Raw genomic sequence first — 22,551 nt, forward strand, 5'->3', positions numbered from 1 at the left:
CACCCCGCTGGCGATCTAGAAGTCGCGTTTGTAGAAGATATCCAGTGAGCTGGCCAGCCCGCTGGCCGCCTCCAGGTAGACCTTCTTGCTCAGCTTGTAGCGCAACGCGATGGTGTTTGCCGGTTCGAACACCCCTACCCCGTAACGCAGGCTCAACTTCTCGGTGAGGTTGCCACTGGCGACCACACTGGTGGTATTGCCCGAGCCTTCGGTATCGAGCTGGAAGTCGTCGATGCCCAGGCTCGACGCCAGGCTGCCGGTAATACCGGCACTACCGGCCAGGCCCAGGCCCAATGCCGCTTCGGCGAGCATGTTGTTGTCCTCTCCAGAGGTGCCCAGAGGCCGCCCCAATACCAGGTACGACAACGCCTGCTCCTGGCTCATGGCCGGCTCCGAGAACACCTTGGTGGTCGGCTGTTCGGCGCTGCCGCTCAGGCGAATACCGGCAATCACATCATCCACCTGGCGAATCGCTTCGATGTCCAGGTACGGCTGGTCGATCGGCCCGGCAAACAGCAACCGCGCCCGGCGGATGGTCAGGCGCTGGCCGTAGGCACGGTAGCGGCCATCGGCCAGGCTCAGTTCACCGCGGGTGTCGAGGTTATCGCCAATGTGCACATGGCCAAGCAGGTTGGCGGTAAGGCCAAAGCCACTGAACGACAGCTTGTCGCGGCCCACTTCGACGTCGATATCCATGGCCATCGCCATGGGTGGCTTGCCCTCTTCGGTCTGGTGACCAACGATTACCGTGTCATCCGACACCTTGACGGTGGATGGCGGCAGCTCGCGCACGGTGATCTTGCCTTTGGGCACCTGTACCTTGCCGGTGACCGCCAGTTTGTCGTCGATCAGGCGCAAGGTCAGGTCCGGGGCAACTTCCAGCGTGGCATAGGGTTCGACCGTGACCGGCAGTTGCTGGCCTTGCACGCGCACGTCCATGCCCAGCGCCTGGCCCCAGGTGAGGTTGCCACTCAACTGGCCACGCCCGGCCTCGCCACTGCGCCAATTACCATTAAGTTGCACTTGCTCGCCGGCAATCTGCGCCTGCAATGACAAGTCCTGCAGGCTGGCAGGCAATTCGGCGCCGCTGACTTCGCCACCGCTGAGCATCAGGTTGCCGTTGACCTGCGGCGCCAGCAACGTGCCCGACAGCTGACCACTGCCATTGAGCTGCCCGGCCAGGCGCTCGACCATCGGCACAAATGGCCTGGCCACCGACAGGTCCAACCCGGCCAGGCGGAAATCACCCGACAGCGGTTTGTTCTTGCCCAGTGGATCGAGCCGGGCGTTGACGTTCAACTCGCCCAGGCGCTCACCCCGAAACGCCAGGCGCGTATCGATGCGCCGCGGAGCCAGCGTACTGTCCAGGCGCAGGGCCTGGTACGGGAAGTCGACCCAACGGCCTTTGTCGCGCACACGCAGGGTGCCACCACTGGCATCGACCACCACAGTACCCTTGGGGCCACTGGCCGGGATGTCGAGGTTGATGTCGGCATTGAGCAGGCCTTGCCAGGCAAAGTCCTTCGGCAACCATTGCGCCAGGCTTTCCAGCGGGAACTGCTTGAGGTGGTAGCGCAGGCGCGGCTCGGGCGCCAGGCGCTGGTCGTCACCACACAGGCTGGCCTGGCCCGAGCGCCAGCAGTGGGCACCGAAGTCGAGCTGCCCGCTGGCCAGCCGCTGCAGCCGCGCCGGCGCCTGCAACTGCCAGTCCTGGCCGCCGGCCTGGATTCGCCCACTGGCCAGTCGCCCGCGCCAGTCGCCCCTGTTCAACTGGCCGTCCAGGCCGAGGTCGAGCTTGAGTTGCGGGCCATCCAGCGCCAGGTTCAGTGCCTGTTGGCGGATGTCGCCTTTGCCATTGGCCTGCAACGTGCCCAGCGCCGTGTCACCCAGGTGGATACCGGTAGCCTTGAGGTCGATCACGCCGCGTTGGGCGCTGTCCAGGCGGGCATCCAGGTCCAGCTGCTGCAGGCGGTTTTCCGCCTGGGCCAGGCGCTGGCCCTGCAAGGTGAACGTGCCTTGTGGCGCCTGCAAGGTGCCGGCAACATCCAGCCGGCCCTTGACCTGGCCTTGCAGGCGTGGCCACAGCTGGCCCAGGCGGGGCAGGTCGAGGTCGATTCGCCCGGCCAGGCGCTGCTGCAGGCTGCCACTGCCGTTGATGCGATTGTCACCCAGCTGAATCGCCAGAGCGCCCAAGGTCCAGCTCTGCCCTGCCCCTTGGGCCTCGGCCTTGAGTACGGCCGGCTGGCCGCGCAGGCGCCCCTTGAGGTCAAGCTTGGCTTCAAGCGTGAGTACGTCACCGTTCATTTCGCCTTTGCTGCGCAGCGGCCCTGCCAGCGTGCCAGGCAATTCAGCCAGCCAGTAGGCCGGGTCGAGTGCGGAGAGCTGCAGGTCGACATCCCAGGCCAGGTTGTCGGCAAAACGTACGGCAACGCTACCGGCAGCCTTGCCCTGGCCTGCCGTCAGCGCCAGTTGTGGCAGTTCCACCTGGCTGAGGTCGCCTTCGAACGGGCTGGCCAGGCTGAACGCCCCGGCCGGGCCGTCCAGGTCACCGTTGAAGGTGCCCGTGTACTTGCCATCGCGATAATGCACCTGGGTATTGAAGTGTTTGAGGGTGACCTCGGGCGGGGTTTCCAGAGGATACAGGCGCAGCCACGGAAAGTCTTGCCAGTCCAGTTGTGCATCAGCAGCCAGGCCTTGCTGCCAGTCGACCGTGGCTTGCAGCTTGACGCGCTGGGTGTCGCTGGCAGCGAGGTCCAGGGCATCGAGCTTTGCGCCCTTGCTGTCGACCAGGCCGGACAACGCCAAGGCGATCGGCGATTGTTCTGCCGGCAGGCTGGCCGTGCCCGACAGCTGGTAGCCCTTGAGCAAGTCGCCTTTGGCGTCGAGCTTGAGCTGGTTCAGCTGCAAAGTATCAGGCAAGGAGCCGGCCGGTTTGAAGGTTTCCGCGCGGATCTGCAAGGTCGCTGGCAGGTGCTCGGCCAACGCCTGCAATTGCCCGCTCAGCGTGGCGTCTAGGTAACCGCTGCTGGTACCGGCAAGTGTCAGGGTCTTTTGCAGTTCGCCGTCGGCATTCAACGCCAACTGCCAGGGTTTGCCCTCTACCGCGGGCAGTTGCAGTTGAGCCTGGAGCTTTACCGGCCAGTCACCTTCAGGTTGGATATCGCCCTGAAGGTTCAGCTGCAGGTCGTCGCGCTGCAGGTGCAAGCTGTCGATGCGCATGCCGCTGTTGGTCCAATGCGCCGCGAGCTGCACGTCGCCCAGCAGGTCGCTGCCATCCAGGCGCAGTTGGCCAATCTGTACCTCGCCCAGTTCGATGGCCAGGGGCAGGCGCAGACTCGGCAATTGCAGCGGGCTATTGTCGGCCGGCTCGGTACTCGGGGCAAACGCCATGTCGATGCGTTGTGCCTGCAAGCGGTCGATGCACAAGGTGGCGCGCAGCAGGCAGGCAGGCGACCAGGCCAACAGGGGTGCCTGCACCTCGACCTTGCTGCCAGCATCGGCCCAGCTCAGCCGACTGGCTTGCCAACTGCCCGCCAGACGCCCCTGGAAGTCGGTTACCTCAAGCCCGGGCACCTTGCCCAGTGCCCAGCGGCTGCCGGCCTCTGTGCCCAGTAGCAGGCCGAGTGCCAGGCCCAGGCTCGCGACAACCCCAAGCAGGCCCAGCAGAATGTATTTGATCACGCGTTTCACAGCTCAGGCCCCATGGAAAAGTGCAGGCGAATGCCCCCGTCGTCGTCCAGTGCCTTGGCCAGGTCGAGGCGCAGCGGCCCGACCGGCGATACCCAGCGCACACCAAAGCCGACGCCGGTCTTGAGGGTGGGCAGTTCCAGGTCGTTGAACGAGTTGCCTTGGTCAACGAACGTTGCAACCCGCCACTTTTCGGTCAGCGAATACTGGTACTCGACACTCCCGGCCACCAGGTAGCGCCCGCCAATGCGGTCGCCGTCGCTGTTCTTCGGCGACAGGGTCTGGTAGTCGTAACCGCGCACGCTCTGGTCGCCACCGGCGAAGAAACGCAGCGACGGCGGAATGTTGTTCTTGAAGCCATTGGTCGCGCTGCCACCAAACTGCACGCGGCCAAGCAAGCGGTGGTTGTGGCCGAGCGTGGTCAGGCCCTTGAGCAATACGTTGCCGTGCAACAGGTTGGTATCGGAGACCAGCCCTTCCTTGGCCACCTGTGCGTCGAACTGCAGGCGGTAGCCGTTGTGCGGGTCGATACGGTTGTCACTGCGCAGGAACGAGTAACTGATGCCGGGCATCAGCAGGTTGCTCAACCCGGCGTCATCACCCAGCCGATACTCTTCGCGCTGGTACTTGAGCGAAATGACCCGCTGCCAGCCGCTGGGCAGCTTGCTGTGCCACTCGGGGCCAACCGTCAGCAGCTTGCTGAGGGTGTCGGTACCGGCAAGCTCCTCATTCTGGTAGCCGCCGGCAAAGCGCAGCTTGTCGGTCAGCGGCGGGTCGAGGGGGATGTCATACCACAGGCCGACGTTTTGCCGCGGCGCCGACAGTTCGGTCTCCCAGCCATAGCTGTGGCCCTGCGGGTTGACCCAGTGGCGCGTCCAGTTGGCCTTGCCGCGCGGCCCGACGTCGGTCGAGAAACCCAGGCCCAGGCCCATGGTGCGGGGTTTGCGGGTTTCCAGGTGGACATCCACCGGTACTTCTTCACCGACAGCGGCAGTGGGTGCTGCATCGACGCGCACACCTTCGAAATAGCCGCTCGACTGCAGGTCATTGTTCAGTTCAGCGATCAGTTCCGAGTCGTAGGGGGTACCCGGCTTGAACGACACCATGCGCTGCAGCAGGTCGTCATCCAGTGGCGTGTCGCCACTGAAAGTGACAGCGCCCAGGCGATAGCGTGGGCCGCTTTGGTAAACCAGTTCGATATCGGCCACGCCCGCCTGAGGGTCGACCGCCAGGCGCTGGCTGCTGAAGCGGCCACTGAAGAAGCCGTAGCGCGATGCCTGGTTCTGGATCAGCCGCTTGGCATCTTCGTACAGGCCGTGGTTGAGTTGCTCGCCGGCACGCAGCGCCTTGCTGTCGGGGAGGCGAAAGGCCTTCATTTCGCTGGCCGGGCCTTCGATGCGCACGGCCACATTGCGCAGGCGAATGGGCTCGCCCGGGTTGATGTTGATGATCAGTTGGGGGGAATGCTCGGCGTCCTTGGCAGGCTTGACCTCGGTATCGATCTGCGCCTGATAGTAGCCCAGTGCCTGCACGGCTTTGCGCGCCTGCTCCTCTGCCCCGCGACTGAAGCGCAGCAGCGCTTCTTCATCGCGGTCCCCCAAAGTGCCTATATAGCCTTCGACATTGGCTTTGAGCGCCTTGTTGGCCGGTTTAACCTTCACCAGCAACTCGCTCTGGCCCCATGCTGCAAAACTGGCGACCCAGAAAACCAGGCCCCAGGTCAATCTTCCTGAATACGTCATGCGGCAAATGCTACCAGACCCGAACGCTCAAGGGAGCCGCCTTGCGGCCTGTTCAGGCAAAAGCGGAATTCGAAGAGACCGGATTGGGATGAAAGAACACCCTCTCCCGGATTGGTCCTACAGCGACCTCGCCAATTTCCTCATAGCCTTGACGTTGGTAGAACGCCAGATAGTGCTCATTGCCAGTGTCCAGCACCACCCCTTGGGTACCTGGGTCTTCCGCGCACCAGTCGTGCACAGCTTGTAACAATTGCTCGCCGTAGTGCTTGCCCTGAAACTGCGGATGCACACCTAGTAACGGCAGAACGTGTACCTGATCGGTAGGCAGGCAGGTGGCGAGGGCAGCCTGGTAGTCCATGTAACGCCGGGTACAGCGCGGGCCGGTACCGAGGATCATGCGCAGGCGCCAGGCCCAGCTGTCAGCCACACCCAAACGGCGCAGCGGCGGCACGATCAGGGCCACAGCGATCAGGCGATCGTCCAGCAACAGGCCGATGGCAGGCAATTGCAGGTAGAAGTGCTGCCGCACCCATTCGCGCACCATTACCCGCAAGCGCCGCTCGTAGCCAGGGCGCTGGGCCTCGAAGATATAGGCAAAGGTAGGCTCGTGGCGGTAGGCGTTGTACAGCAGCGAACGCGCCTCGCGGCTGTAGCCGTCATCGAGCAGGCAGACACGGGCCGGGGCGGCTGTGGTTTCGGGCATTGCGGGCAGACCTCCTGGAATGGGCGTACTGTGCCTTGGAGGTTCACCACCGCGCTTCGTTCCCCCCCACAGCACGTTAGGCTTTGTACGAAAAGTGCCTGCGCGACGATCATGCTGCGTTGAAAACAGGCTCGGAATGCTCATTTGCAACTAGCAAACTCCGCTTCCTCGCCTGTTTTCGCCTTGCCTGATCGCCGCTCGGCGACTTTTCGTACAAACCCTAGCAGCCAGCTCGCCAACCCGCCACGCTGGTGATGCAGGGCAATGTCGGCTAGCATCGCGCCTTTTACCGGGATTGTCTTTCCATGAAGATCGTCTGTTTCAACATCAACGGCCTGCGTGCCCGCCCGCACCAGTTGGCGGCGCTGATCGAAAAGCACCAGCCAGACGTTATCGGCCTGCAGGAAACCAAGGTCAGCGACGATCAGTTCCCACTGGCCGATGTGCAGGCACTGGGTTACCACGTGCACTATCACGGCCAGAAAGGCCATTACGGCGTCGCCCTGCTCTCGCGCCAGGCGCCGTTGAGCCTGCACAAGGGTTTTGCCAGTGATGAAGAAGACGCCCAGCGCCGCTTCATCTGGGGCACCTTCGCCGATGCCCAGGGCAACCCGATCACTATCATGAACGGCTATTTCCCCCAAGGTGAAAGCCGCGACCACCCCACCAAGTTCCCGGCCAAGCAACGCTTCTACAGCGACCTGCAAGCACTGCTGGAGGGCCAGTTCCGCAATGATCAGCCGGTGCTGGTGATGGGCGACATGAACATCTCGCCGCAGGACTGCGACATCGGCATCGGGCCGGACAATGCCAAGCGCTGGCTGAAGACCGGCAAGTGCAGCTTCCTGCCGGAAGAGCGCGAGTGGATGGAACGCTTGAAGGGCTGGGGTTTGGTGGACAGCTTCCGCCACCTGTACCCGGACGTGAGCGACCGTTTCAGCTGGTTCGATTACCGCAGCCGCGGCTTTGAAGACGACCCAAAACGCGGCCTGCGCATCGACCTGATCATGGCCTCGCAGGCGCTGGTGCCGCGGATCAAGGCGGCGGGTGTGGACTATGAACTGCGCGGGATGGAAAAGCCTTCGGACCATGCGCCGATCTGGTTGGAATTGAGCTGAGGTTAATGGTGGGGTCTGAGGTGCTTGCCTTGGGGTTTGTGGTGCCAGTGAGATCGAGCGCCGCCCGCGCGGCGCATCGCGGGGCAAGCCCGCTCCCACATCTGTTTCGGGCCAATTATTCCTGTGCCTTGGCGCGCGCACCCTGGGTGCATGGCTTGAGATTGATGAAGAGCAGTGGCGCAGCCGATATCGAATGGAACAAACAAGGCGGGCAGAGGTGACCTCACAGGAGTAATTGGCCCGAAACAGATGTGGGAGCGGGCTTGCCCCGCGAAGCGCCGCGCGGGCGGCGCTCGATCTCCCTGGCACCACAAACCCCAAGACATGCACCTTGCCCCCCTACTCACAGCCCCAACCGCAACGCCTGCCCCAGCCCTGCCCCGCGCGCATCATCCGCTGCGCTGACCAACGCAAAATTGTAGGCCCCATGCGACCAATAGCGCGCCTCCAGCTGGCCATCGACTCGCTGCCCGTCCGGCATGCGCTGGTACTGCTCGCTGGGTGAGCGCATGAACAGGCTGATCCGCTGGCCCTGGCCATCTTCAAAAACCAGCAACGCCGCCGGCCCTTGTTCGTTGCTGAGTAAACGCGCACCCACCGGTTTGAACCCATAGCCCGCCAGGTCCGGCAACTGGCCCACACGGCTGAAATGCCGCCCCAACCAGTCGCGCAACTGCCCCGGGTCGCTGGCCTGGATGTCCAGCGCCTGGCTGGCAGCAAACAGCCGGTGCGCCTGCACAGCATCGGCCATCGGCAGATCAACCCGCGCCAGCGTCGCACCGCGCATTTGCCAGCCGCCCAGGCCACCGATGCCTACCGCCAGCAGCAACACCGCAGCGGTTGCCCAGCGCCGCTGACGGCGCTGGCGCAACTGCCGGCGCAACGGGCCCAGCTCCAGTGGCGTGGCGCCGGGCTGTTCGCCAAACCCGGCCAATGCCGCACGCAGCCGGCGGGCATCGGCGCGCCAGCCCTCCACCCGCGCCGCTGCCTGCGGGTTGGCGGCCAGCCAGGCCTGCACCTCGGCACGGCGCACAGGTTCCAGGCGCTCATCGACGTAAGCGTGCAGTTCGTCTTCGCTGGGGATCAGGCGCGTCATTTAAGTCTCCGCAAGGCCGGTGGCTGGGGGTTGCCCTCGGTCAGTTCGCGCAAGGCATTGCGCGCGCGCGACAGGCGCGACATCACAGTGCCGATGGGAATACCCAGGGCCTGGGCGGCCTCCTTGTAGCTCAAACCTTCGATGCTGACCAGCAGCAGCAAGGCCCGCTGCTCGGCCGTCAATCGGGCAAACGCCTGCAGGTCGGCCTGGGCCAAAACGATGGCTTCGAGGTTGTCGCCAACCGGCTCGTCGTCGCGCTCGGCACGGCCGAACCAGGACAACCAGCGGGCATGCAGGCGCTCGCGGCGCTTACCGTCGAGAAACAACCGATAAAGAATGGTGAACAGCCAGGCGCGCAGTGCATCCACGTCGCGCTGCTGATCGCGCCGGCTGAGCGCCCGCTCGACGGTGGCCTGCACCAGGTCGTCGGCACTGCCTGGCTCGCGGGTCAACCACACGGCAAAGCGGCGCAGGCGCGCAAGCAGTTCGCGCCATTGGTGGTCGTCCAGGTCGTGCATGGCTAGGTCCCGGCTTTTGGGTTGTCAGTGTAAGGGGCAGACGCCTGTGAACACATTCTATTCCCGCTGAGGGAATAAATTTTTCCCTGCTGCGTCGTACAGGCACCTTCACTGAACCGGACCATAACCATGAACCCACCTCTGCACGGCCCGGCCAAGGCCTTGCGCCTGGCCGCCATCGGCGCCGTGATGCTGGCCGCAGGCGCCGGCTTTGCCTATGCCGCCGGCTGGCTCGGTGAACCACGGCTGACGCCACAGCGCATCATCGATACCTTCGAAGCCCAGGCCGGGCACTACCCGGGCTATCGCAAGAACCACGCCAAGGGCCTGTGTGTCAGCGGTTACTTCCAACCCAGCGGCCAGGCCGCCAACCTGTCCACGGCACGCGCTTTCAGCCAGCAACGGGTGCCCGTTATCGGCCGTTTCGCCATCGGTGGCGCCAACCCGTTCGCCCCGGACACCGGCATACCGGTACGTAGCCTGGCCATTGAACTAAGCACCGACGATGGCCAGGTCTGGCGCACCGGCATGAACAACCCGCCAGTGCTCGCGGTCAGCACGCCGCAAGGGTTCTACGAGCAGGTGCTGGCCGGCGCCCCGGTGCCGGCCACCGGCAAGCCGGACCCAGCCAAGATGCAAGCATTTTTCGCCGCCCACCCGGAAAGCGCGGCGTTCCGCCAGTGGGCAGCGAGCTACAAGCCCAGCGACAGCTTCGCCAGCACGCAGTACCACAGCATCAATGCGTTCCGCCTGATCGATGCCACCGGCGCAGCCCACCCGGTGCGCTGGCAGCTTGAGCCACAAACCACGTTTGCCGCGTTACCTGGCCAGGTGGATGACAAGCAGTTCCTGCAACACGACCTGCAGCAACGCCTGGCGCAGGGCCCGTTGCGCTGGACCCTGCGCCTGGTATTGGCCGAGCCGGGCGATGCCGTGGATGACCCTGCCCGCCCTTGGCCTGCCGAGCGGCGCAGCGTCGACGCCGGCACCCTGGTGCTGGAGCAGGTCGACGCCCCTGAGCAAGGGGCCTGCCGCGACATCAATTTCGACCCGCTGATCCTGCCAAAAGGCATCGAAGCCTCCGGCGACCCCATCCTTGCCGCCCGTTCCGCCGCCTATTCGGAATCCTTCAACCGCCGCAGCCGTGAATCGCTCAGCACCGGAGCCCGCCCATGAAGCCCGAAGCCTTCCACCCCTTCGCCCGCCTGCTGCACTGGCTGATGGCAGTACTGATTCTGGCCATGCTTTTCATTGGCGTGAGCATGGTGGCCGACCTGTCAACGCGCCACCCCGTGCTGATTAGCCTGCACAAGGCCACTGGCCTGGCCCTGCTGCTGCTGGTGGTGCTGCGCATTGGCGTGCGCCTGGCCGTGCCCCACCCACCCCTGCCGCAAGACCTGCCAGCGCTGCAACGCAGGGCCGCCGGCGCCTCGCACCTGGTGCTCTACGGCCTGATGCTGGCCATGCCGCTGCTGGGCTGGGCCATGCTGTCGGCCGGCGATTACCCACGCCCGCTGGGCTTGCCCGCCATCGTCCCGCACAACCTGCAGCTGTATGCGGTGTTGCGCCAGGCGCATGGCTGGGCCGGCTATCTGTTGTTCGCTACCGTGCTGGTGCATGTGGGCGCGGCATTGATGCACGCATGGGTGCGCCGGGACGGCGTGTTGCGTAGCATGTGGCCTGGCCCTTTTCGCCGCAGTGAATGACCTGCAGCAGCCCAGGGGTTCGACAATCGATAATAATGCTTAATAAGATCGGTTTTCTATTTGCCGAACTGCCCTGGACTACCCAATGAACGTCGCAAAGGATCCTGCAACCCTTCTACCCGCCAGCACCCTGGACTTGCGCCCACTGCTGCTGGCCAACATGGCCTGTACCATGTCGATGATGGCCTTCGTCGCCCTCATCGGCCCGATCGCCCGCCTGCTTGGCATGGCCACCTGGCAAGCGGGCGCTGCCGTTACCGTGGCCGGCGTGGTCTGGGTGCTGCTGGCCCGCCCTTGGGGCCGTGCGGCAGACCGCCTGGGCCGACGGCGTATCCTGCTGCTGGGCAGCGCCGGTTTCACCCTGGCCTACTGGCTGCTGTGCCTGTTCATCGAGGGGGCGTTGCGCTGGATGCCGGGGGCGACCCTGGCGTTTATCGGCATGATGGTCGCACGCGGCTGCATCGGCGCCTTTTACGCCGCCATCCCGGTGGGCTGCAACGCGCTGATCGCCGACCATGTCGAACCCCAACGCCGCGCGCGGGCCATGGCCTCGCTCGGGGCGGCCAACGCCATCGGCCTGGTGGTTGGCCCTGCCCTGGCTGCGCTGTTGGCGCGGCACAGCCTGAGCCTGCCGTTCCATATCATGTCGCTGCTGCCGGCCTGCGCCTTCGTTGTGCTGCTGTTCACCCTGAAACCCCAAGCGCTCCCCCACAGCCATGCGCCGAGCCTGGTACGGCTGAACGACCCACGCCTGCGCCGGCCATTGCTGGTGGCATTCAGCGCCATGCTGAGCGTAACCGTGTCGCAGATCATCGTCGGTTTCTTCGCCCTTGACCGCCTGCACCTGGGGCCGGCCGAGGCCGCTCAGACTGCCGGCATTGCCCTGACCACGGTGGGCGTGGCGCTGATACTGGCGCAGGTGATATTGCGCCAGCTGGAATGGCCACCGCTGAAGATGATACGGGTTGGCGCGACGGTCTCGGCGCTGGGCTTTGCTTGCGGCTCGCTGGCCACCACGGCGCCTTGGCTATGGGCTTGCTACTTTGTGGCGGCTGCTGGCATGGGTTTTGTGTTCCCGGCGTTCTCGGCACTGGCGGCCAATGCCATGCAGGCTTCCGAGCAAGGCGCTACCGCCGGCTCCATTGGGGCAGCCCAGGGCATGGGTGCGGTGATCGGCCCACTGGCCGGCACCCTGGTGTACGCCGTTGATCCGCGCCTGCCATTCCTGGCCGTAGCGGCACTGTTGCTGCTGGTCGGGCTGTGGCCAATGCCGCGTGAACAAAGGGTTTGAGATGCACAGCGCGTAACCGTGCAGAGTGTGTTTTAATGCGCATCGCTCATTATTTTAAACACCTCTGATTACAAGGCGGCTATGGACACGGGGACGCGACTCAAACTGGTGCGTGAACGCAACAACCTCTCCCAACGGGAACTGGCCCGCCGCAGCGGGCTGACCAATTCGACGATTTCGCAGATCGAACAGAATCGCGTCAGCCCTTCGGTCAGCTCCCTGAAAAAACTGCTCGAAGGCATTCCCATGAGCCTGGCGGAGTTTTTCAGCTTCGACGAGCCGGTGCGCGAAGAGCGCTACGTGTTCCGTGGCGGCGAGCAGCCGGACCTGGGCCGCAACGGCCTGCGCATGTTGCTGGTAGGTGCCAGCGTCGAAGGCAGGCAGATGCGCATGCTGCGTGAACTGTATGCACCGGGTGCCGACTCGGGCGAGCCGATCGTGCATGCCGAAGGTGAAGAATGCGGCCTGGTCACCCGTGGCACAGTCGAGTTGTGGGTCGATGGCCAAGTCAGCGTGCTCAACTCGGGCGATGGTTACTATATCCCCACCACCCTGCCGCACAGTTTCAAGAATATCGGCCCGGATGAGGCCGAGATCATCAGCGCCAATACACCGGCGAATTTCTGATTGAATGGGGCTGCTTTGCAGCCCTTCGCGGGCACGCCCGCGAAGGGCCGCACAGCGGCCCCGAACAGCACAGCCTGTGGGAACGCACTCAGCTGGAAACGCTGCGGGCGCCCTGACGCAGTGCTGCCTCGACAAAGTCCAGGCGGTCCTGGCCAAAGAACATCTCATCGCCCACAAAACAGGTGGGTGCGCCAAATACTCCGCGCGCCACGGCCGCCTCGGTCGCCTGCCTGAGTGCTGCTTTTACTTCGTCATCCGCCGCCAAGGCGTGAAATAGCTGGGGATCGAAGCCGCCTTCAACAAGCGTCTGGTCAAGCACGGCGCTATCGCTCAGGTTGCGGCGCTGCGCAAACAGGCCATTGAACAACACTGCCAACAACGGCTCGAAGCGCTCCGGCGAGCGCAGCTGGGTACCCACCACACCGCGCATCAGGGCCAAGGTATTGACCGGGAAGCCTGGCGGCAAACCGTACGGCACACCATAGCGCGCCGCAAAGCGCGCCAAGTCGGTAAACAGGTAGCGCCCCTTGGCCGGGATCATTGCCGGTGAGGCGTTGCCGGTTGCCTGGAACACACCACCCAGCAACATGGGACGGTAACGCAGCGTGGCACCCTCTCGGGCACACAGCGCAGGCAGTTGGGTCCAGGCCAGGTAACTGGCAGGGCTGCCCAGGTCAAAATGGAAGTCGACAGTCTTGTGCATGCTCGTGGTCCTTGCGTGGTGATGAGGGTTTACCAGCGTTCCATCCAGGGGCGCAGGTCCAGCTCGAACGTCCAGGCGTCTCGGGGCTGGGTGTGCAGATACCAGTAGCTGTCGGCAATGTGCGCCGGATGGAGGATGCCATCCTGCGCCTTGAGGGCATAGCGCTCGGGGAAGCTGTCACGTATGAAGGCAGTGTCGATAGCGCCGTCTACCACCACATGGGCAACATGGATGTTGCGTGGCCCCAACTCGCGCGCCATGCTCTGGGCCAAAGCGCGCAAGCCGTGCTTGGCCCCCGCGAAGGCGGCAAAACCGGCTGCACCACGGGTGCCGGCAGTCGCCCCGGTGAACAAAAGCGTGCCGCGCTCACGCTGGACCATGCGCCGGGCCACCGCCTGGGCAGTGAGAAAGCCGGCAAAGCAAGCCATTTCCCAGATCTTGAAGTATTTGCGCGGGGTTTCATCAAGGATGCTGCATGGCACATTGGCGCCGATATTGAAGACAAACGCTTCGATCGGGCCGATATCGCGCTCGATGGTTTCCACCAGCTCGGCCACCTCGTCTTCCTTGCGTGCATCAGAGCCAAAACCATGGGCCTGGCCGCCAGCGGCGCGTATCTCTTCCAGCAACGGCTGCAGCTTGTCCGCCTGGCGCCGGGTTACACAGGCGATGTAGCCCTCGCGGGCAAAGCGCTTGGCTATCTCGCCGCCGGTTGCATCCCCTGCACCAATCACCAGCACCACTTTTTGTTGTTCTGCCATGCCTGCCCCCATTGGTGAATGATCGTTTAGTAAACGAACGCTATGTTATGATCGCGGTCATCGTCAAGCCCGCCTGCAGAGGCATGTGAATGCGCTACTCGAACGAACACAAGCAGCAAACCCGCGAACGGTTGCTGGCCAGCAGCGGCGCGCTGGCCAAGCGTGGGGGCTTCGCCAGCACCGGGGTGGCCGGGCTGATGAAGGCGATCGGCCTGACCGGCGGTGCTTTCTACAACCACTTCCCGTCCAAGGACGACCTGTTTACCGAGGTGGTGCGCCAGGAGCTCTGCAACAGCCCGCTGGCGCGCCTGGCCAGCCAGGGTGCCAGCCGCGAGCGCTTGGCCCGCTGCCTGCAGCAGTACCTGAGCCTGGCGCATCTGCACAATGCCGAGCATGGCTGCCCGCTGCCGCCCCTTGGGGTGGAAATTGCCCGCGCCGAAGCGCCGGTGCGCGAAGTGGCCGAGCACTGGTTACTGCAACTGCACCAGGCCTGGAGCACCACCCTGGAGGATGAGCAACTGGCCTGGGTGCTGATCAGCCAGTGCGTAGGGGCATTGCTGGTGGGGCGCATGCTCGCCAGCGAAAGCGTGCAAGCACAGGTGCTGGGTGCTAGCCGCGCGTTTGTCGAACAGGCGCTGCATGAAGCGGATTAGTGCCTTGCTGGGGTTACTGTTGGCTGTACCGGCATTAGCCGAGCAAGCCTGCCCGCCCGGGCAATACCAGGTGTGCCTGATGGGCTGTTTTTGCGCCCCGATCGACCCCGGCCAGGCCGGGCAGATCCTCAAGGATGTCGAGGTCATGGCCTCTTCCAGCCTCACCTATGCCTTGCGCCAGGCCCGTGACGAAGCGAGGGCCAGCGGTGTGCAGCCGATCCCGTTGCATATCCGCGCGCAGCTCGAACCCTGGTATGACTTTGCCGTGCTGGATGCGGCTCGCTTTCGGGTGGGTGACGAACAGCAGATGAGCGCAGCCAATGCACTGCTGCAGAACCCTGACGTGAACGCCGTGACGCTGATCGACACGATCATCTTCCGGCGCAGCAGTGATGCCGAGGACAACGTGGCCTTGTGGGCGCATGAGCTCAAGCATGTGCAGCAGTATCAGCAGTTGGGCGTAGAGGAATTCGCCCGGCGCTATACGCGCAACTACGACGACCTGGAAGGACCGGCCTACAAGATCGAGGCCGAAGTGGGCAAGGCGTTGCGCGAGCGGGGTTCTGGGCAGGCCCGCTAATCCCAGCCATTGCGCAATCCCGTGTAGGAGCGGCCTTGTGTCGCGATGGGCTGCACAGCAGCCCCAGAGTTTCCGCACAGATGCAAAAATGCCGGGGCTGCTTCGCAGCCCATCGCGACGCAAGGCCGCTCCTACACAGGGACCGCGCCAGTGGCCACTGGCGTTATCAGGACGCCGCCGAAGCCTCTTCTGTCACCTGCTCGCGGCTGGCATAACGCTGCGCCAGCACCGCACAAACCATCAGCTGAATCTGATGGAACAGCATCAGCGGCAGGATCACTGCGCCAATGCCACTGCCCACGAACAACACCTGGGCCATCGGCACCCCCGTCGCCAGGCTTTTCTTGGAGCCGGCAAACAGGATGGTGATGCGGTCCTCAAGGTCGAAGCCCAGCGCCTTGCTCAGCCAACGAGTGCCAAACAGCACCACCGCCAGCAGGACGCCGCACACCACGAACAGCCCGGCCAGGTGCTGTGGCGACACCGTGTGCCACAGCCCGGTCACCACCGCCTCGCTGAAAGCGGTATACACCACCAGCAGGATCGAGCCTTGGTCCACCACCTTGAGCCAGCGGGCGTTGCGCTTGACCCAGGCGCCAATCCAGCGCCGCGCAATCTGCCCGGCCACGAACGGCACCAGCAATTGCAGGGTGATCTTCAGTACCGCATCCAGACCAGAGCCGGTGTCGCCACTGGCACCCAGCAACATCATCACCAGCAACGGGGTGAGGAAGATCCCCAGCAGGCTGGAGGCCGCCGCACTGCAGATAGCTGCCGGGACGTTACCGCGGGCCAGCGAGGTAAAGGCAATGGCCGATTGCACGGTAGCCGGCAAGGCGCACAGATAGAGCACCCCTAGGTACAGCTCATTGCCCACCAGCGGCACGAACAACGGCTTGAACGCCAGGCCCAGCAGCGGGAACAGCACAAAGGTGCAAGAGAACACCAGCAGGTGCAGGCGCCAGTGCCCGGCACCGGCGATGATCGCTTCGCGCGACAGCTTGGCGCCGTGCAGGAAGAACAGCAGGCCGATGGCCAGGTTGGTCAGCCAGCCGAAATACACCGCGCCGTCGCCCGAGCAAGGCAGCACGGTGGCGATAAAGACCACCCCGAGCAAGGCCAGGGTGAAGTTGTCGAATAACATGCGCAAATACTTCATCAGAGTTTCCGTCTTGTCATTGTGCAAAGGCAGACGATAAGGTTTTCGGCTTTACGCCGCTAACGCCGGAAGCCCCGGCGGTATCGCCCAACGGACACGATTCATACAAGGACTCGCCCATGCCCCTCTTTCGCCTGGCCGCAGTTGCAGCCGCCATCACCCTCACCTTGGGCCATGCCAGCGCGCAGGCCGATGACCAGTTGCAGGCCAAGGTCGACCAGATCATCCGCCCGTTAATGCAGGAACAAGGCATCACCGGCATGGCCGTGGCCATCTATGCCCGCGATCACGCGCACTACTTCAGTTATGGCGTGGCCAGCAAGGCCGACCAGGTGCCGGTAAGCCGTGACACGCTGTTCGAGATCGGTTCGCTGAGCAAGACCTACACCGCCACCTTGGCCGCGCTGGCCAGTGCAGAAGGCAAGCTGGACCTTGAAGCCCCGGCCAAGCGCTATCACCCGGCACTGGCCGGGACTCCGATCGGCGATGCGACCGTTCTGGAACTGGGCGCCTACAGCGCCGACTGCCTGCCGTTGCAGTTCCCGGATGCGGTGCAGACACCGCAACAGGTGGTCGATTTTTTCCGCCACTGGCAACCTCGCGCCAAACCCGGCACCCAGCGTTGCTACTCGAACCCCAGCCTGGGCCTGTTCGGTGACTTGGCAGCCCGCGCGCAGCACCAACCGTTTGCCACGCTGATGACCGACGGGCTGCTGGCGCAAATGGGCCTGGAAAACACTTACCTGCAGGTTCCAGCCAGCGCCCAAGGGCTTTATGCCCAGGGCTACGACGCCGCCGACAAGCCAGTGCGCGTAGGCCCCGGCCCTTACGCCGACGAGGCCTACGGCATCAAGACCAGCGCCAGCGACCTGCTGCGCTACGTGCGCCTGCACATGCAGCCGCAGGGCCTGCCAGCGGCGCTGGTAAAAGCCACGGCCATTACCCGGCAAGGCTACTTCCAGGTCGGCGCCATGGCTCAAGGCCTGGGCTGGGAGCGCTACCCCTACCCGGTCACGCTGAGCACGCTGGTCGATGGCAACAGCCCACGGCTGACCCGTGAGCCGCAGGCAACCACACGCCTGCAACCTGCCCTGCCAGCGCTGGCGGCGGCCTGGTACAACAAGACCGGCTCAACCAACGGCTTCGGCGCCTATGCCGCCTTTGTGCCCAATGAACAACTGGCCGTGGTACTGCTGGCCAATCGAAACTACCCCAACGAAGCACGCGTACGTGCGGCCTTCGACATCCTCTCGGGCTTGTAGTGCGCAGGCTGATTGTCGAACAAAACAACACTTTGTAGTGCCAAAAAATATTCACTACAAAATGGTTGACGCCGTTCATCGCCCTTGTGCATGATGAAGCCGTCTCCCTGATCGGGAGCGGTGGCAAGGGTGTTCCAGACGGCCTGCGCGGTAACGCAGGCCGTCCGTGGAGAGGGAACTGTCCAAAAGGCAGCGTGAGAAAGCCCCTGTTGCGATGCTGCTGTAGCAGCCTTGGTAGTGCGCTACACCGTGGTAGCGCCAACTACGAAAATCACCTACGAATGGGTAATGGGGGCTTTATGATGAACTTGAACAACAATCCGACTATCGACCAATTGGCCCAGCTGTTCGCCGTACGCAAGGACAGCCTTGACGACCATTTGCTGTGGGTTAGCCAAACCGGTGAAGTGCGCCTGGACCGCCTGCCACCGAATACCATCGAAGATGAATTTGAAGAGCACCTGCCCAGCATGCGTGCCCGCTTCAAGGTCTACCGCCGTGGCCAGGGCTACGTCGGCAAGAAAGCCGCCGCCGACACCGAGTTCGTTGGCCGCGTGCTGCAGACCCTGCAACAAGAATGGCCCGCTGCCCGTGAGCAGCAGGCAGTCAAGGTGATCGAGCCGCTGAACTGAGGGTTCGCACCCTTACCAGAGCCCGGCCTGTATAGGCCGGGCTTTTTCATGCCTGGCGCCGCCGCAAGCGGCTTTCCGGCAAGGGCAAGGCGCCCGTCGCCATGGCCCGGGCGCGGTCGACGCCCCACACCAGCGCACGGGTCATGGTCTCGCCTGGTCGTGCGGGGTAATACTCCTCCAGCAATGCCCGCCCATCCCCGCCATACAGCCCCAGGAACAACTGCGTTGCACCCAGCCGCGACAAGCGCACCTGTACATCCAGTGTGGTGCCGTCGCTGAGGGCTTCGTCGTGGCTGCGGCTGTGCAAATGGGCGTCAGCCCATTGCCAATAGGTCTCTTCCCTGACTCGCATGAGCATTCAATCCTCCGTTGCAGGAATGCCGCGCCAGAAAACCACAGCCTCGCCCATTCGGCGAGTGCTACCCGGCATTACCATGAGGCGGATCAACGAATGGCAATAAAAACCCCGCCATTGGGCGGGGTGATGTTGGGGCGGGATCACTTCTTCAGCGGTACCCGCGGCATGAAGCGGCCCTTTTTGCTGCGCTGCAGGTGTGCAGGCTGGAGCTGTTCAGAATCATCCAGCGTCATGTGGGCGAACCCAAGGCGGAATGCCGCCTGGCCGCAACGCACCTGGCTGTTGATCGGGAACGCATCGTTCAGGTCTTCGAAAAAGGATTCGCTCATGCCCTGTGTCCCTCCAGTGGCGGTCGCGCCGGCAACCAGAAGAGTTGCCCAACAAACGCGCCTCCTGAGACTGAGACTAGCCGGTCATTTGCAGACCACCCGGACAAGAACCAGATAGCCGACCAGTGGCAAAGTGCCCTACTTCAGGCGCACAGCTGTGCCAGTGGCAAATACCACGACCATGCCGCCCTGAACGGACGGCATGCTGATCTCAAAATCCACGCCCACTACTGCATCGGCTTGCAACTGGCGTGCCCGCGCCTTGAGCTCTTCGGTGGCTTGCTCGCGGGCCTCGCGCAGCGCGCTTTCCAGGGTTTGCGAACGGCCACCGAAGACATCGCGAACACGTGTGAAGAAATCGCGCACGAAGTTGATGCCCTGCACCGATTCGGAGCTGACTACGCCCAGGTATTCGGCAATCGGGCGGCCTTCGAGCTGGCTGGTGGTGGAAATGATCATGGGTGCTCCGTTGGCCTGGTGACAAAAGAGGCGGATTCTAACAGAGCGCCTAATTCCGGCGGATATGCCTCTCCACTGTGGGAGCGGGTTCACCCGCGAAGAATCCAACGCGGTGGATGGCACCTGCTTCGCCGGTGTTCGCGGCTAAAGCCGCTCCTACATGGAACTGCGTCAGCGTCTGAATGCGCGTTTACTCAGGCGCTGGCTGCCCGCAAACGCTGGCCGATACGTGCGCCAAACACGTTCACCAACAAACCGGCCATCACCAGCAAGGCGCCCCAGCCCTGGGTTGCAGTCAGCCGTTCGCCCAGCAGCAGTGCCGACGAGCTCAAGCCGATCACGGGCACCAGTAACGAAAACGGTGCCACTTTGCCTGCCGGGTGGCGTGACAGCAGCTTGCTCCACAGGCTGTAGCCCAGCATGGTGGCAACAAAAGCCAAGTAGGCCAGCGCCAGCACCGAGCTCCAACTGATATTGGCCAGGGCATGGCCTATCCGCTCCGGCCCTTCCAGCCACCAGGACAACGCCAGGAACGGCAGCGGCGGGATCAGCCCGCCCCAGATCACCAGCGCCACCAGGTCAACTGAGCCAAAGCGCCGGGTAATGATGTTGCCCATTCCCCACATGGCGCCGCCACACAACGTCAACACCAGCGCCAGCATCGGCACATGGCCGCCGTCTTCGCTGCCGATCAGGGCCAGGCCACTGGCCGCAACCAGCAACCCCAGTACGCTGGCCAGGCGCAACCGCTCACCCAGGAACAATGCAGCAAAACCGAGGGTGAAAAATGCTTGTGATTGCAGAATCAGCGAGGCCAGCCCGGGCGGCATGCCGCTGTACATGGCCTGGAACAGGAAGGCGAACTGACCCAGCGAGATAGTCGCGCCATAGGCGATCAGCCAGCGCCACGGCAGTTTCGGCCGTTTGACCAGCAAAATCGCCGGGAACGCCACCAGCAAGAAGCGCAATGCCCCCAGCAACATCGGCGGCAAACCGTCGAGGCCAACCTTGATGACCACGAAGTTGACTCCCCAGGCGACAATCACCACCAGGGCGATGAGCAGGTCCTTGAGCGGCATTGCGACTTCCTTCTGCAGGCTTTTATAGACATATTTCGTTACAGCATAAGGCTATTCCTTTCGTGGGGACCAGCACAGTTGTGGCCAAGGGTTGCATGTAGGAGCGGCCTTGTGTCGCGAAAGGGTCGCGCAGCGGCCCCAGGATCTCAGCTTCGCCGCATAAAGAGCCGGGGCCGCTGCGCGGCCCTTTCGCGACACAAGGCCGCTCCTACAAGGGACCGCGCTAGCATGGTGGAACGGGTCAGTCCCTGTAACCAGGCGCCACCCGCCCCAACAGCCGCAACAACGCCGCCCACGCCAACGGCAACGCATCCGGATCGGCCAGCTCACCCTGCTTCAACCCCCTCCCCGGCGCGTTGAACTGCTGCTCGGTATGCGCGCATACCTCAACAGCGGGGAGTACCAACTGCCCGGCACTCTGCGCCGCCAGCTGAATCTCGCACGCCTTCTCCAGGTAAAACATGCGCAGGAACGCTTCGGCAACACTGCGCCCGGTGGTCAGCAGGCCATGGTTACGCAGGATCATCACCGGCTTGTCTCCCAGGTCGGCCACCAGTCGCTGCCGTTCATCCATGTCCAGCGCGATGCCTTCGTAGGTGTGGTAAGCCACCTTGCCGTAAAACTCCATGGACATCTGGTTGGCTGGCAACAACCCACACTCCAGCGCCGCCACCGCACAACCCGCGCGGGTATGCGTGTGCAGCACACACTGGGCATCTTCACGGGCGGCGTGGATTGCGCTGTGAATGACGAACCCGGCCGGGTTGACCGGGTGCGGCGTGGGTTCGACCGGCCTCCCCTGCAGGTCGATCTTCACCAGGCTCGAGGCGGTGATCTCGTCGAACAGCAGGCCATACGGGTTGATCAGGAAGTGATGCTCCGGCCCCGGCAGGCGCAGGGAGATATGGGTGAAGATCAGGTCACTCATGCGGAAATGGGCAATCAGCCGGTAGCAGGCTGCCAGTTCCTGGCGCAGGCATTGTTCGCTTGCAGTCATTGTCGATGTCCCTGTGCTGATGGCTACTTGGTAGCCCAGGCATTGAAGCGTTGCTCCAGTTCTTCACCATGGTCGACCCAGAACTCTACATTCATCGCCAGTGCCCCCCGCAGGTTTTGCGGCGATGTGGGCACCCAACTGGCCAGCGCAGGGTCAAGCTTTGCCGCTGCCTGGGTGTTGGTTGGCCCATAGGGAATCTGCTGCACATAACGCACCTGGGTGTCCGGCTGGTTGGCATAGGCGATCAGCCGCTTGGCCTGGTCGACATGCTTCGAGCCCTTGATGATGGCCCAGTAGTCCATGCCATACAGGCTACCCGGCCAAACCACTGCCAACGGGCTACCCTGCTGCGCAGCCACGGCGATCCGCCCGCTGTAGGTCGAAGTCATCACCACGTCGCCAGCGGTCAGCCATTGTGCGGGCTGCGCGCCGGCATCCCACCACTGGATGTAGGGCTTGAGTTCCGTGAGTTTGGCAAAGGCCCGCTCGACGCCGGCCGGCGTCGACAGCACCTGGTAAACGTCCTCGACCTTGACCCCGTCAGCCAGCAGGGCGAACTCCAGGTTGTACACCGCACGCTTGCGCAGGCCACGCTTGCCCGGGTATTTGCTGACGTCCCAGAAGTCGGCCCACGAAGCCGGCGCCTGGGCCAGCTTGTTGCGGTCATAGGCAATGGCCACGCTCCACACCAGCGCCGCCGACCCACAATCCTGTGCGGCATCAGGCACCAGTTCGCCTACATGGCCCAGGCGCTGCCAATCCAAATGCTCGTAGATACCTTCGTCACAGCCACGCATCAGGTCGGGGCCTTCGATCTGCACGACGTCCCAGTCGACATTGCCGGTATCGGCCATGACCTGGATCCGCGCCATTTCTCCGTTGTACTCGCTCTGGATCAGCTTGCTGCCGTCCTGGGCACTGAAGGGTTTGAAGATCGCCTCGTCCTGGGCCTTCTGGCCGGCGCCGCCGTAACCGACCACGACCATCTGTGGCGCAGCTTGCGCATTGCCCAGGCCAAGGGCCAGCAAGGCTGCAAAAAGGCCGGTCACACGTGGAAATAATTGCATGCGGGTTTCCTCCTGACGGTGCCG

Annotated in this window: 23 protein-coding genes; 9 read left to right on the top strand and 14 right to left on the bottom strand. The window is 63.7% G+C overall.

The window, feature by feature from the left end; genetic code table 11:
- Positions 1–15: 15 nt before the first annotated feature.
- Genes ACIP02_RS10710 through ACIP02_RS10720 form a run of 3 tightly spaced genes read right to left on the bottom strand, consistent with a single transcriptional unit; the run spans position 16 to position 6,132 of the window.
- On the bottom strand, positions 16–3,690 hold the full coding sequence (locus ACIP02_RS10710; RefSeq protein WP_400616050.1) for a translocation/assembly module TamB domain-containing protein: 3,675 nt from the start codon (positions 3,688–3,690) through the stop codon (positions 16–18).
- Complete coding sequence (locus tag ACIP02_RS10715; RefSeq protein ID WP_400616052.1) at positions 3,687–5,429, bottom strand: autotransporter assembly complex family protein; 1,743 nt, start codon at positions 5,427–5,429, stop codon at positions 3,687–3,689. The genes ACIP02_RS10710 and ACIP02_RS10715 overlap by 4 nt, the downstream gene beginning before the upstream one ends.
- Positions 5,430–5,481: 52 nt before the next feature.
- Positions 5,482–6,132 (bottom strand): GNAT family N-acetyltransferase, encoded by a 651-nt coding sequence (locus ACIP02_RS10720; RefSeq protein WP_400616054.1) that lies wholly within the window; start codon positions 6,130–6,132, stop codon positions 5,482–5,484.
- A gap of 305 nt (positions 6,133–6,437) precedes the next feature.
- Here ACIP02_RS10720 and xthA point away from each other — a divergent pair, with 305 nt between their 5' ends.
- On the top strand, positions 6,438–7,250 hold the full coding sequence (gene xthA / locus ACIP02_RS10725; protein WP_400616056.1) for an exodeoxyribonuclease III: 813 nt from the start codon (positions 6,438–6,440) through the stop codon (positions 7,248–7,250).
- 343 nt (positions 7,251–7,593) lie between these two features.
- Here xthA and ACIP02_RS10730 read toward each other — a convergent pair whose 3' ends face one another.
- Together ACIP02_RS10730 and ACIP02_RS10735 are read right to left on the bottom strand one after the other, a co-directional pair.
- The gene (locus tag ACIP02_RS10730) at positions 7,594–8,346 is read right to left on the bottom strand and encodes an anti-sigma factor family protein (RefSeq protein WP_400616058.1); all 753 of its coding nucleotides are present in this window, start codon (positions 8,344–8,346) and stop codon (positions 7,594–7,596) included.
- The gene (locus ACIP02_RS10735; RefSeq protein ID WP_201203885.1) at positions 8,343–8,864 is read right to left on the bottom strand and encodes a sigma-70 family RNA polymerase sigma factor; all 522 of its coding nucleotides are present in this window, start codon (positions 8,862–8,864) and stop codon (positions 8,343–8,345) included. Before ACIP02_RS10735 ends, ACIP02_RS10730 begins: the two co-directional genes overlap by 4 nt.
- A gap of 123 nt (positions 8,865–8,987) precedes the next feature.
- On the opposite strand from ACIP02_RS10735, the gene ACIP02_RS10740 reads away from it, so the two are divergent.
- The 4 genes from ACIP02_RS10740 (at position 8,988) to ACIP02_RS10755 (ending at position 12,488) form a co-directional block, all read left to right on the top strand.
- Complete coding sequence (locus ACIP02_RS10740) at positions 8,988–10,040, top strand: catalase family peroxidase (protein WP_400616437.1); 1,053 nt, start codon at positions 8,988–8,990, stop codon at positions 10,038–10,040.
- Entirely contained in the window at positions 10,037–10,570 is a 534-nt protein-coding gene (locus ACIP02_RS10745; protein WP_400616060.1) for a cytochrome b, read from the top strand. Before ACIP02_RS10740 ends, ACIP02_RS10745 begins: the two co-directional genes overlap by 4 nt.
- An 85-nt stretch (positions 10,571–10,655) precedes the next feature.
- The gene (locus ACIP02_RS10750) at positions 10,656–11,861 is read left to right on the top strand and encodes an MFS transporter (RefSeq protein WP_400616062.1); all 1,206 of its coding nucleotides are present in this window, start codon (positions 10,656–10,658) and stop codon (positions 11,859–11,861) included.
- A gap of 81 nt (positions 11,862–11,942) precedes the next feature.
- Positions 11,943–12,488, top strand: a complete 546-nt coding sequence (locus tag ACIP02_RS10755) for a cupin domain-containing protein (protein WP_003248033.1) — start codon at positions 11,943–11,945, stop codon at positions 12,486–12,488.
- Positions 12,489–12,576: 88 nt separating this feature from the next.
- Here ACIP02_RS10755 and ACIP02_RS10760 read toward each other — a convergent pair whose 3' ends face one another.
- Together ACIP02_RS10760 and ACIP02_RS10765 are read right to left on the bottom strand one after the other, a co-directional pair.
- Complete coding sequence (locus ACIP02_RS10760) at positions 12,577–13,191, bottom strand: 2-hydroxychromene-2-carboxylate isomerase (RefSeq protein ID WP_400616066.1); 615 nt, start codon at positions 13,189–13,191, stop codon at positions 12,577–12,579.
- 29 nt (positions 13,192–13,220) lie between these two features.
- Positions 13,221–13,952, bottom strand: coding sequence for an SDR family oxidoreductase (locus tag ACIP02_RS10765; protein WP_400616069.1), 732 nt, complete (start codon positions 13,950–13,952; stop codon positions 13,221–13,223).
- An 89-nt stretch (positions 13,953–14,041) separates the two neighbouring features.
- On the opposite strand from ACIP02_RS10765, the gene ACIP02_RS10770 reads away from it, so the two are divergent.
- Together ACIP02_RS10770 and ACIP02_RS10775 are read left to right on the top strand one after the other, a co-directional pair.
- Positions 14,042–14,605 carry a TetR/AcrR family transcriptional regulator gene (locus ACIP02_RS10770; RefSeq protein WP_400616071.1) on the top strand — a complete coding sequence of 188 codons (564 nt, stop codon included), beginning with the start codon at positions 14,042–14,044 and terminating at the stop codon, positions 14,603–14,605.
- On the top strand, positions 14,592–15,185 hold the full coding sequence (locus tag ACIP02_RS10775; RefSeq protein ID WP_400616073.1) for a DUF4157 domain-containing protein: 594 nt from the start codon (positions 14,592–14,594) through the stop codon (positions 15,183–15,185). Before ACIP02_RS10770 ends, ACIP02_RS10775 begins: the two co-directional genes overlap by 14 nt.
- A gap of 166 nt (positions 15,186–15,351) precedes the next feature.
- On the opposite strand, the gene ACIP02_RS10780 is transcribed toward ACIP02_RS10775, so the two are convergent.
- Entirely contained in the window at positions 15,352–16,344 is a 993-nt protein-coding gene (locus tag ACIP02_RS10780) for a bile acid:sodium symporter family protein (RefSeq protein WP_400616075.1), read from the bottom strand.
- 119 nt (positions 16,345–16,463) lie between these two features.
- Here ACIP02_RS10780 and ampC point away from each other — a divergent pair, with 119 nt between their 5' ends.
- Together ampC and ACIP02_RS10790 are read left to right on the top strand one after the other, a co-directional pair.
- The gene (gene ampC, locus ACIP02_RS10785; protein WP_400616078.1) at positions 16,464–17,606 is read left to right on the top strand and encodes a class C beta-lactamase; all 1,143 of its coding nucleotides are present in this window, start codon (positions 16,464–16,466) and stop codon (positions 17,604–17,606) included.
- A gap of 299 nt (positions 17,607–17,905) precedes the next feature.
- On the top strand, positions 17,906–18,238 hold the full coding sequence (locus tag ACIP02_RS10790; protein WP_284353762.1) for a hypothetical protein: 333 nt from the start codon (positions 17,906–17,908) through the stop codon (positions 18,236–18,238).
- Between the two features lie 46 nt (positions 18,239–18,284).
- Here the strand turns inward: ACIP02_RS10790 and ACIP02_RS10795 are convergent, their stop codons facing one another.
- From ACIP02_RS10795 to ACIP02_RS10820, 6 genes are all read right to left on the bottom strand, one after another.
- A complete protein-coding gene (locus ACIP02_RS10795) occupies positions 18,285–18,596 on the bottom strand; it encodes a hypothetical protein (protein ID WP_400616081.1) in 312 nt (103 codons plus the stop codon).
- Between the two features lie 140 nt (positions 18,597–18,736).
- On the bottom strand, positions 18,737–18,925 hold the full coding sequence (locus ACIP02_RS10800; protein ID WP_003253897.1) for a hypothetical protein: 189 nt from the start codon (positions 18,923–18,925) through the stop codon (positions 18,737–18,739).
- Between the two features lie 138 nt (positions 18,926–19,063).
- Positions 19,064–19,384 (bottom strand): YbjQ family protein, encoded by a 321-nt coding sequence (locus ACIP02_RS10805; protein ID WP_400616084.1) that lies wholly within the window; start codon positions 19,382–19,384, stop codon positions 19,064–19,066.
- A 194-nt stretch (positions 19,385–19,578) separates the two neighbouring features.
- Entirely contained in the window at positions 19,579–20,463 is an 885-nt protein-coding gene (locus tag ACIP02_RS10810) for an EamA family transporter (RefSeq protein ID WP_400616087.1), read from the bottom strand.
- A 241-nt stretch (positions 20,464–20,704) separates the two neighbouring features.
- Positions 20,705–21,460 (bottom strand): class II aldolase/adducin family protein, encoded by a 756-nt coding sequence (locus ACIP02_RS10815; RefSeq protein ID WP_400616089.1) that lies wholly within the window; start codon positions 21,458–21,460, stop codon positions 20,705–20,707.
- Positions 21,461–21,483: 23 nt separating this feature from the next.
- A complete protein-coding gene (locus ACIP02_RS10820; RefSeq protein ID WP_400616092.1) occupies positions 21,484–22,527 on the bottom strand; it encodes an ABC transporter substrate-binding protein in 1,044 nt (347 codons plus the stop codon).
- Between the last annotated feature and the right edge of the window lie 24 nt (positions 22,528–22,551).

It is taken from the genome of Pseudomonas sp. NPDC089408 (assembly GCF_044749445.1).
Taxonomy (GTDB): Bacteria; Pseudomonadota; Gammaproteobacteria; order Pseudomonadales; family Pseudomonadaceae; genus Aquipseudomonas.

Bases quoted from the DNA above. Each gene is read 5' to 3' on its own strand.
- ACIP02_RS10770 (WP_400616071.1), top strand. From the start codon at position 14,042: ATGCGCTACTCGAACGAACACAAGCAGCAAACCCGCGAACGGTTGCTG.
- ACIP02_RS10820 (WP_400616092.1), bottom strand. From the start codon at position 22,527: ATGCAATTATTTCCACGTGTGACCGGCCTTTTTGCAGCCTTGCTGGCC.
- ampC (WP_400616078.1), top strand. From the start codon at position 16,464: ATGCCCCTCTTTCGCCTGGCCGCAGTTGCAGCCGCCATCACCCTCACC.
- ACIP02_RS10800 (WP_003253897.1), bottom strand. From the start codon at position 18,925: ATGAGCGAATCCTTTTTCGAAGACCTGAACGATGCGTTCCCGATCAAC.
- ACIP02_RS10780 (WP_400616075.1), bottom strand. From the start codon at position 16,344: ATGAAGTATTTGCGCATGTTATTCGACAACTTCACCCTGGCCTTGCTC.
- ACIP02_RS10755 (WP_003248033.1), top strand. From the start codon at position 11,943: ATGGACACGGGGACGCGACTCAAACTGGTGCGTGAACGCAACAACCTC.
- ACIP02_RS10810 (WP_400616087.1), bottom strand. From the start codon at position 20,463: ATGCCGCTCAAGGACCTGCTCATCGCCCTGGTGGTGATTGTCGCCTGG.
- ACIP02_RS10795 (WP_400616081.1), bottom strand. From the start codon at position 18,596: ATGCTCATGCGAGTCAGGGAAGAGACCTATTGGCAATGGGCTGACGCC.
- ACIP02_RS10720 (WP_400616054.1), bottom strand. From the start codon at position 6,132: ATGCCCGAAACCACAGCCGCCCCGGCCCGTGTCTGCCTGCTCGATGAC.
- ACIP02_RS10745 (WP_400616060.1), top strand. From the start codon at position 10,037: ATGAAGCCCGAAGCCTTCCACCCCTTCGCCCGCCTGCTGCACTGGCTG.
- ACIP02_RS10815 (WP_400616089.1), bottom strand. From the start codon at position 21,460: ATGACTGCAAGCGAACAATGCCTGCGCCAGGAACTGGCAGCCTGCTAC.
- ACIP02_RS10735 (WP_201203885.1), bottom strand. From the start codon at position 8,864: ATGCACGACCTGGACGACCACCAATGGCGCGAACTGCTTGCGCGCCTG.
- ACIP02_RS10805 (WP_400616084.1), bottom strand. From the start codon at position 19,384: ATGATCATTTCCACCACCAGCCAGCTCGAAGGCCGCCCGATTGCCGAA.
- ACIP02_RS10775 (WP_400616073.1), top strand. From the start codon at position 14,592: ATGAAGCGGATTAGTGCCTTGCTGGGGTTACTGTTGGCTGTACCGGCA.
- ACIP02_RS10750 (WP_400616062.1), top strand. From the start codon at position 10,656: ATGAACGTCGCAAAGGATCCTGCAACCCTTCTACCCGCCAGCACCCTG.
- xthA (WP_400616056.1), top strand. From the start codon at position 6,438: ATGAAGATCGTCTGTTTCAACATCAACGGCCTGCGTGCCCGCCCGCAC.
- ACIP02_RS10760 (WP_400616066.1), bottom strand. From the start codon at position 13,191: ATGCACAAGACTGTCGACTTCCATTTTGACCTGGGCAGCCCTGCCAGT.
- ACIP02_RS10790 (WP_284353762.1), top strand. From the start codon at position 17,906: ATGATGAACTTGAACAACAATCCGACTATCGACCAATTGGCCCAGCTG.
- ACIP02_RS10715 (WP_400616052.1), bottom strand. From the start codon at position 5,429: ATGACGTATTCAGGAAGATTGACCTGGGGCCTGGTTTTCTGGGTCGCC.
- ACIP02_RS10730 (WP_400616058.1), bottom strand. From the start codon at position 8,346: ATGACGCGCCTGATCCCCAGCGAAGACGAACTGCACGCTTACGTCGAT.
- ACIP02_RS10765 (WP_400616069.1), bottom strand. From the start codon at position 13,952: ATGGCAGAACAACAAAAAGTGGTGCTGGTGATTGGTGCAGGGGATGCA.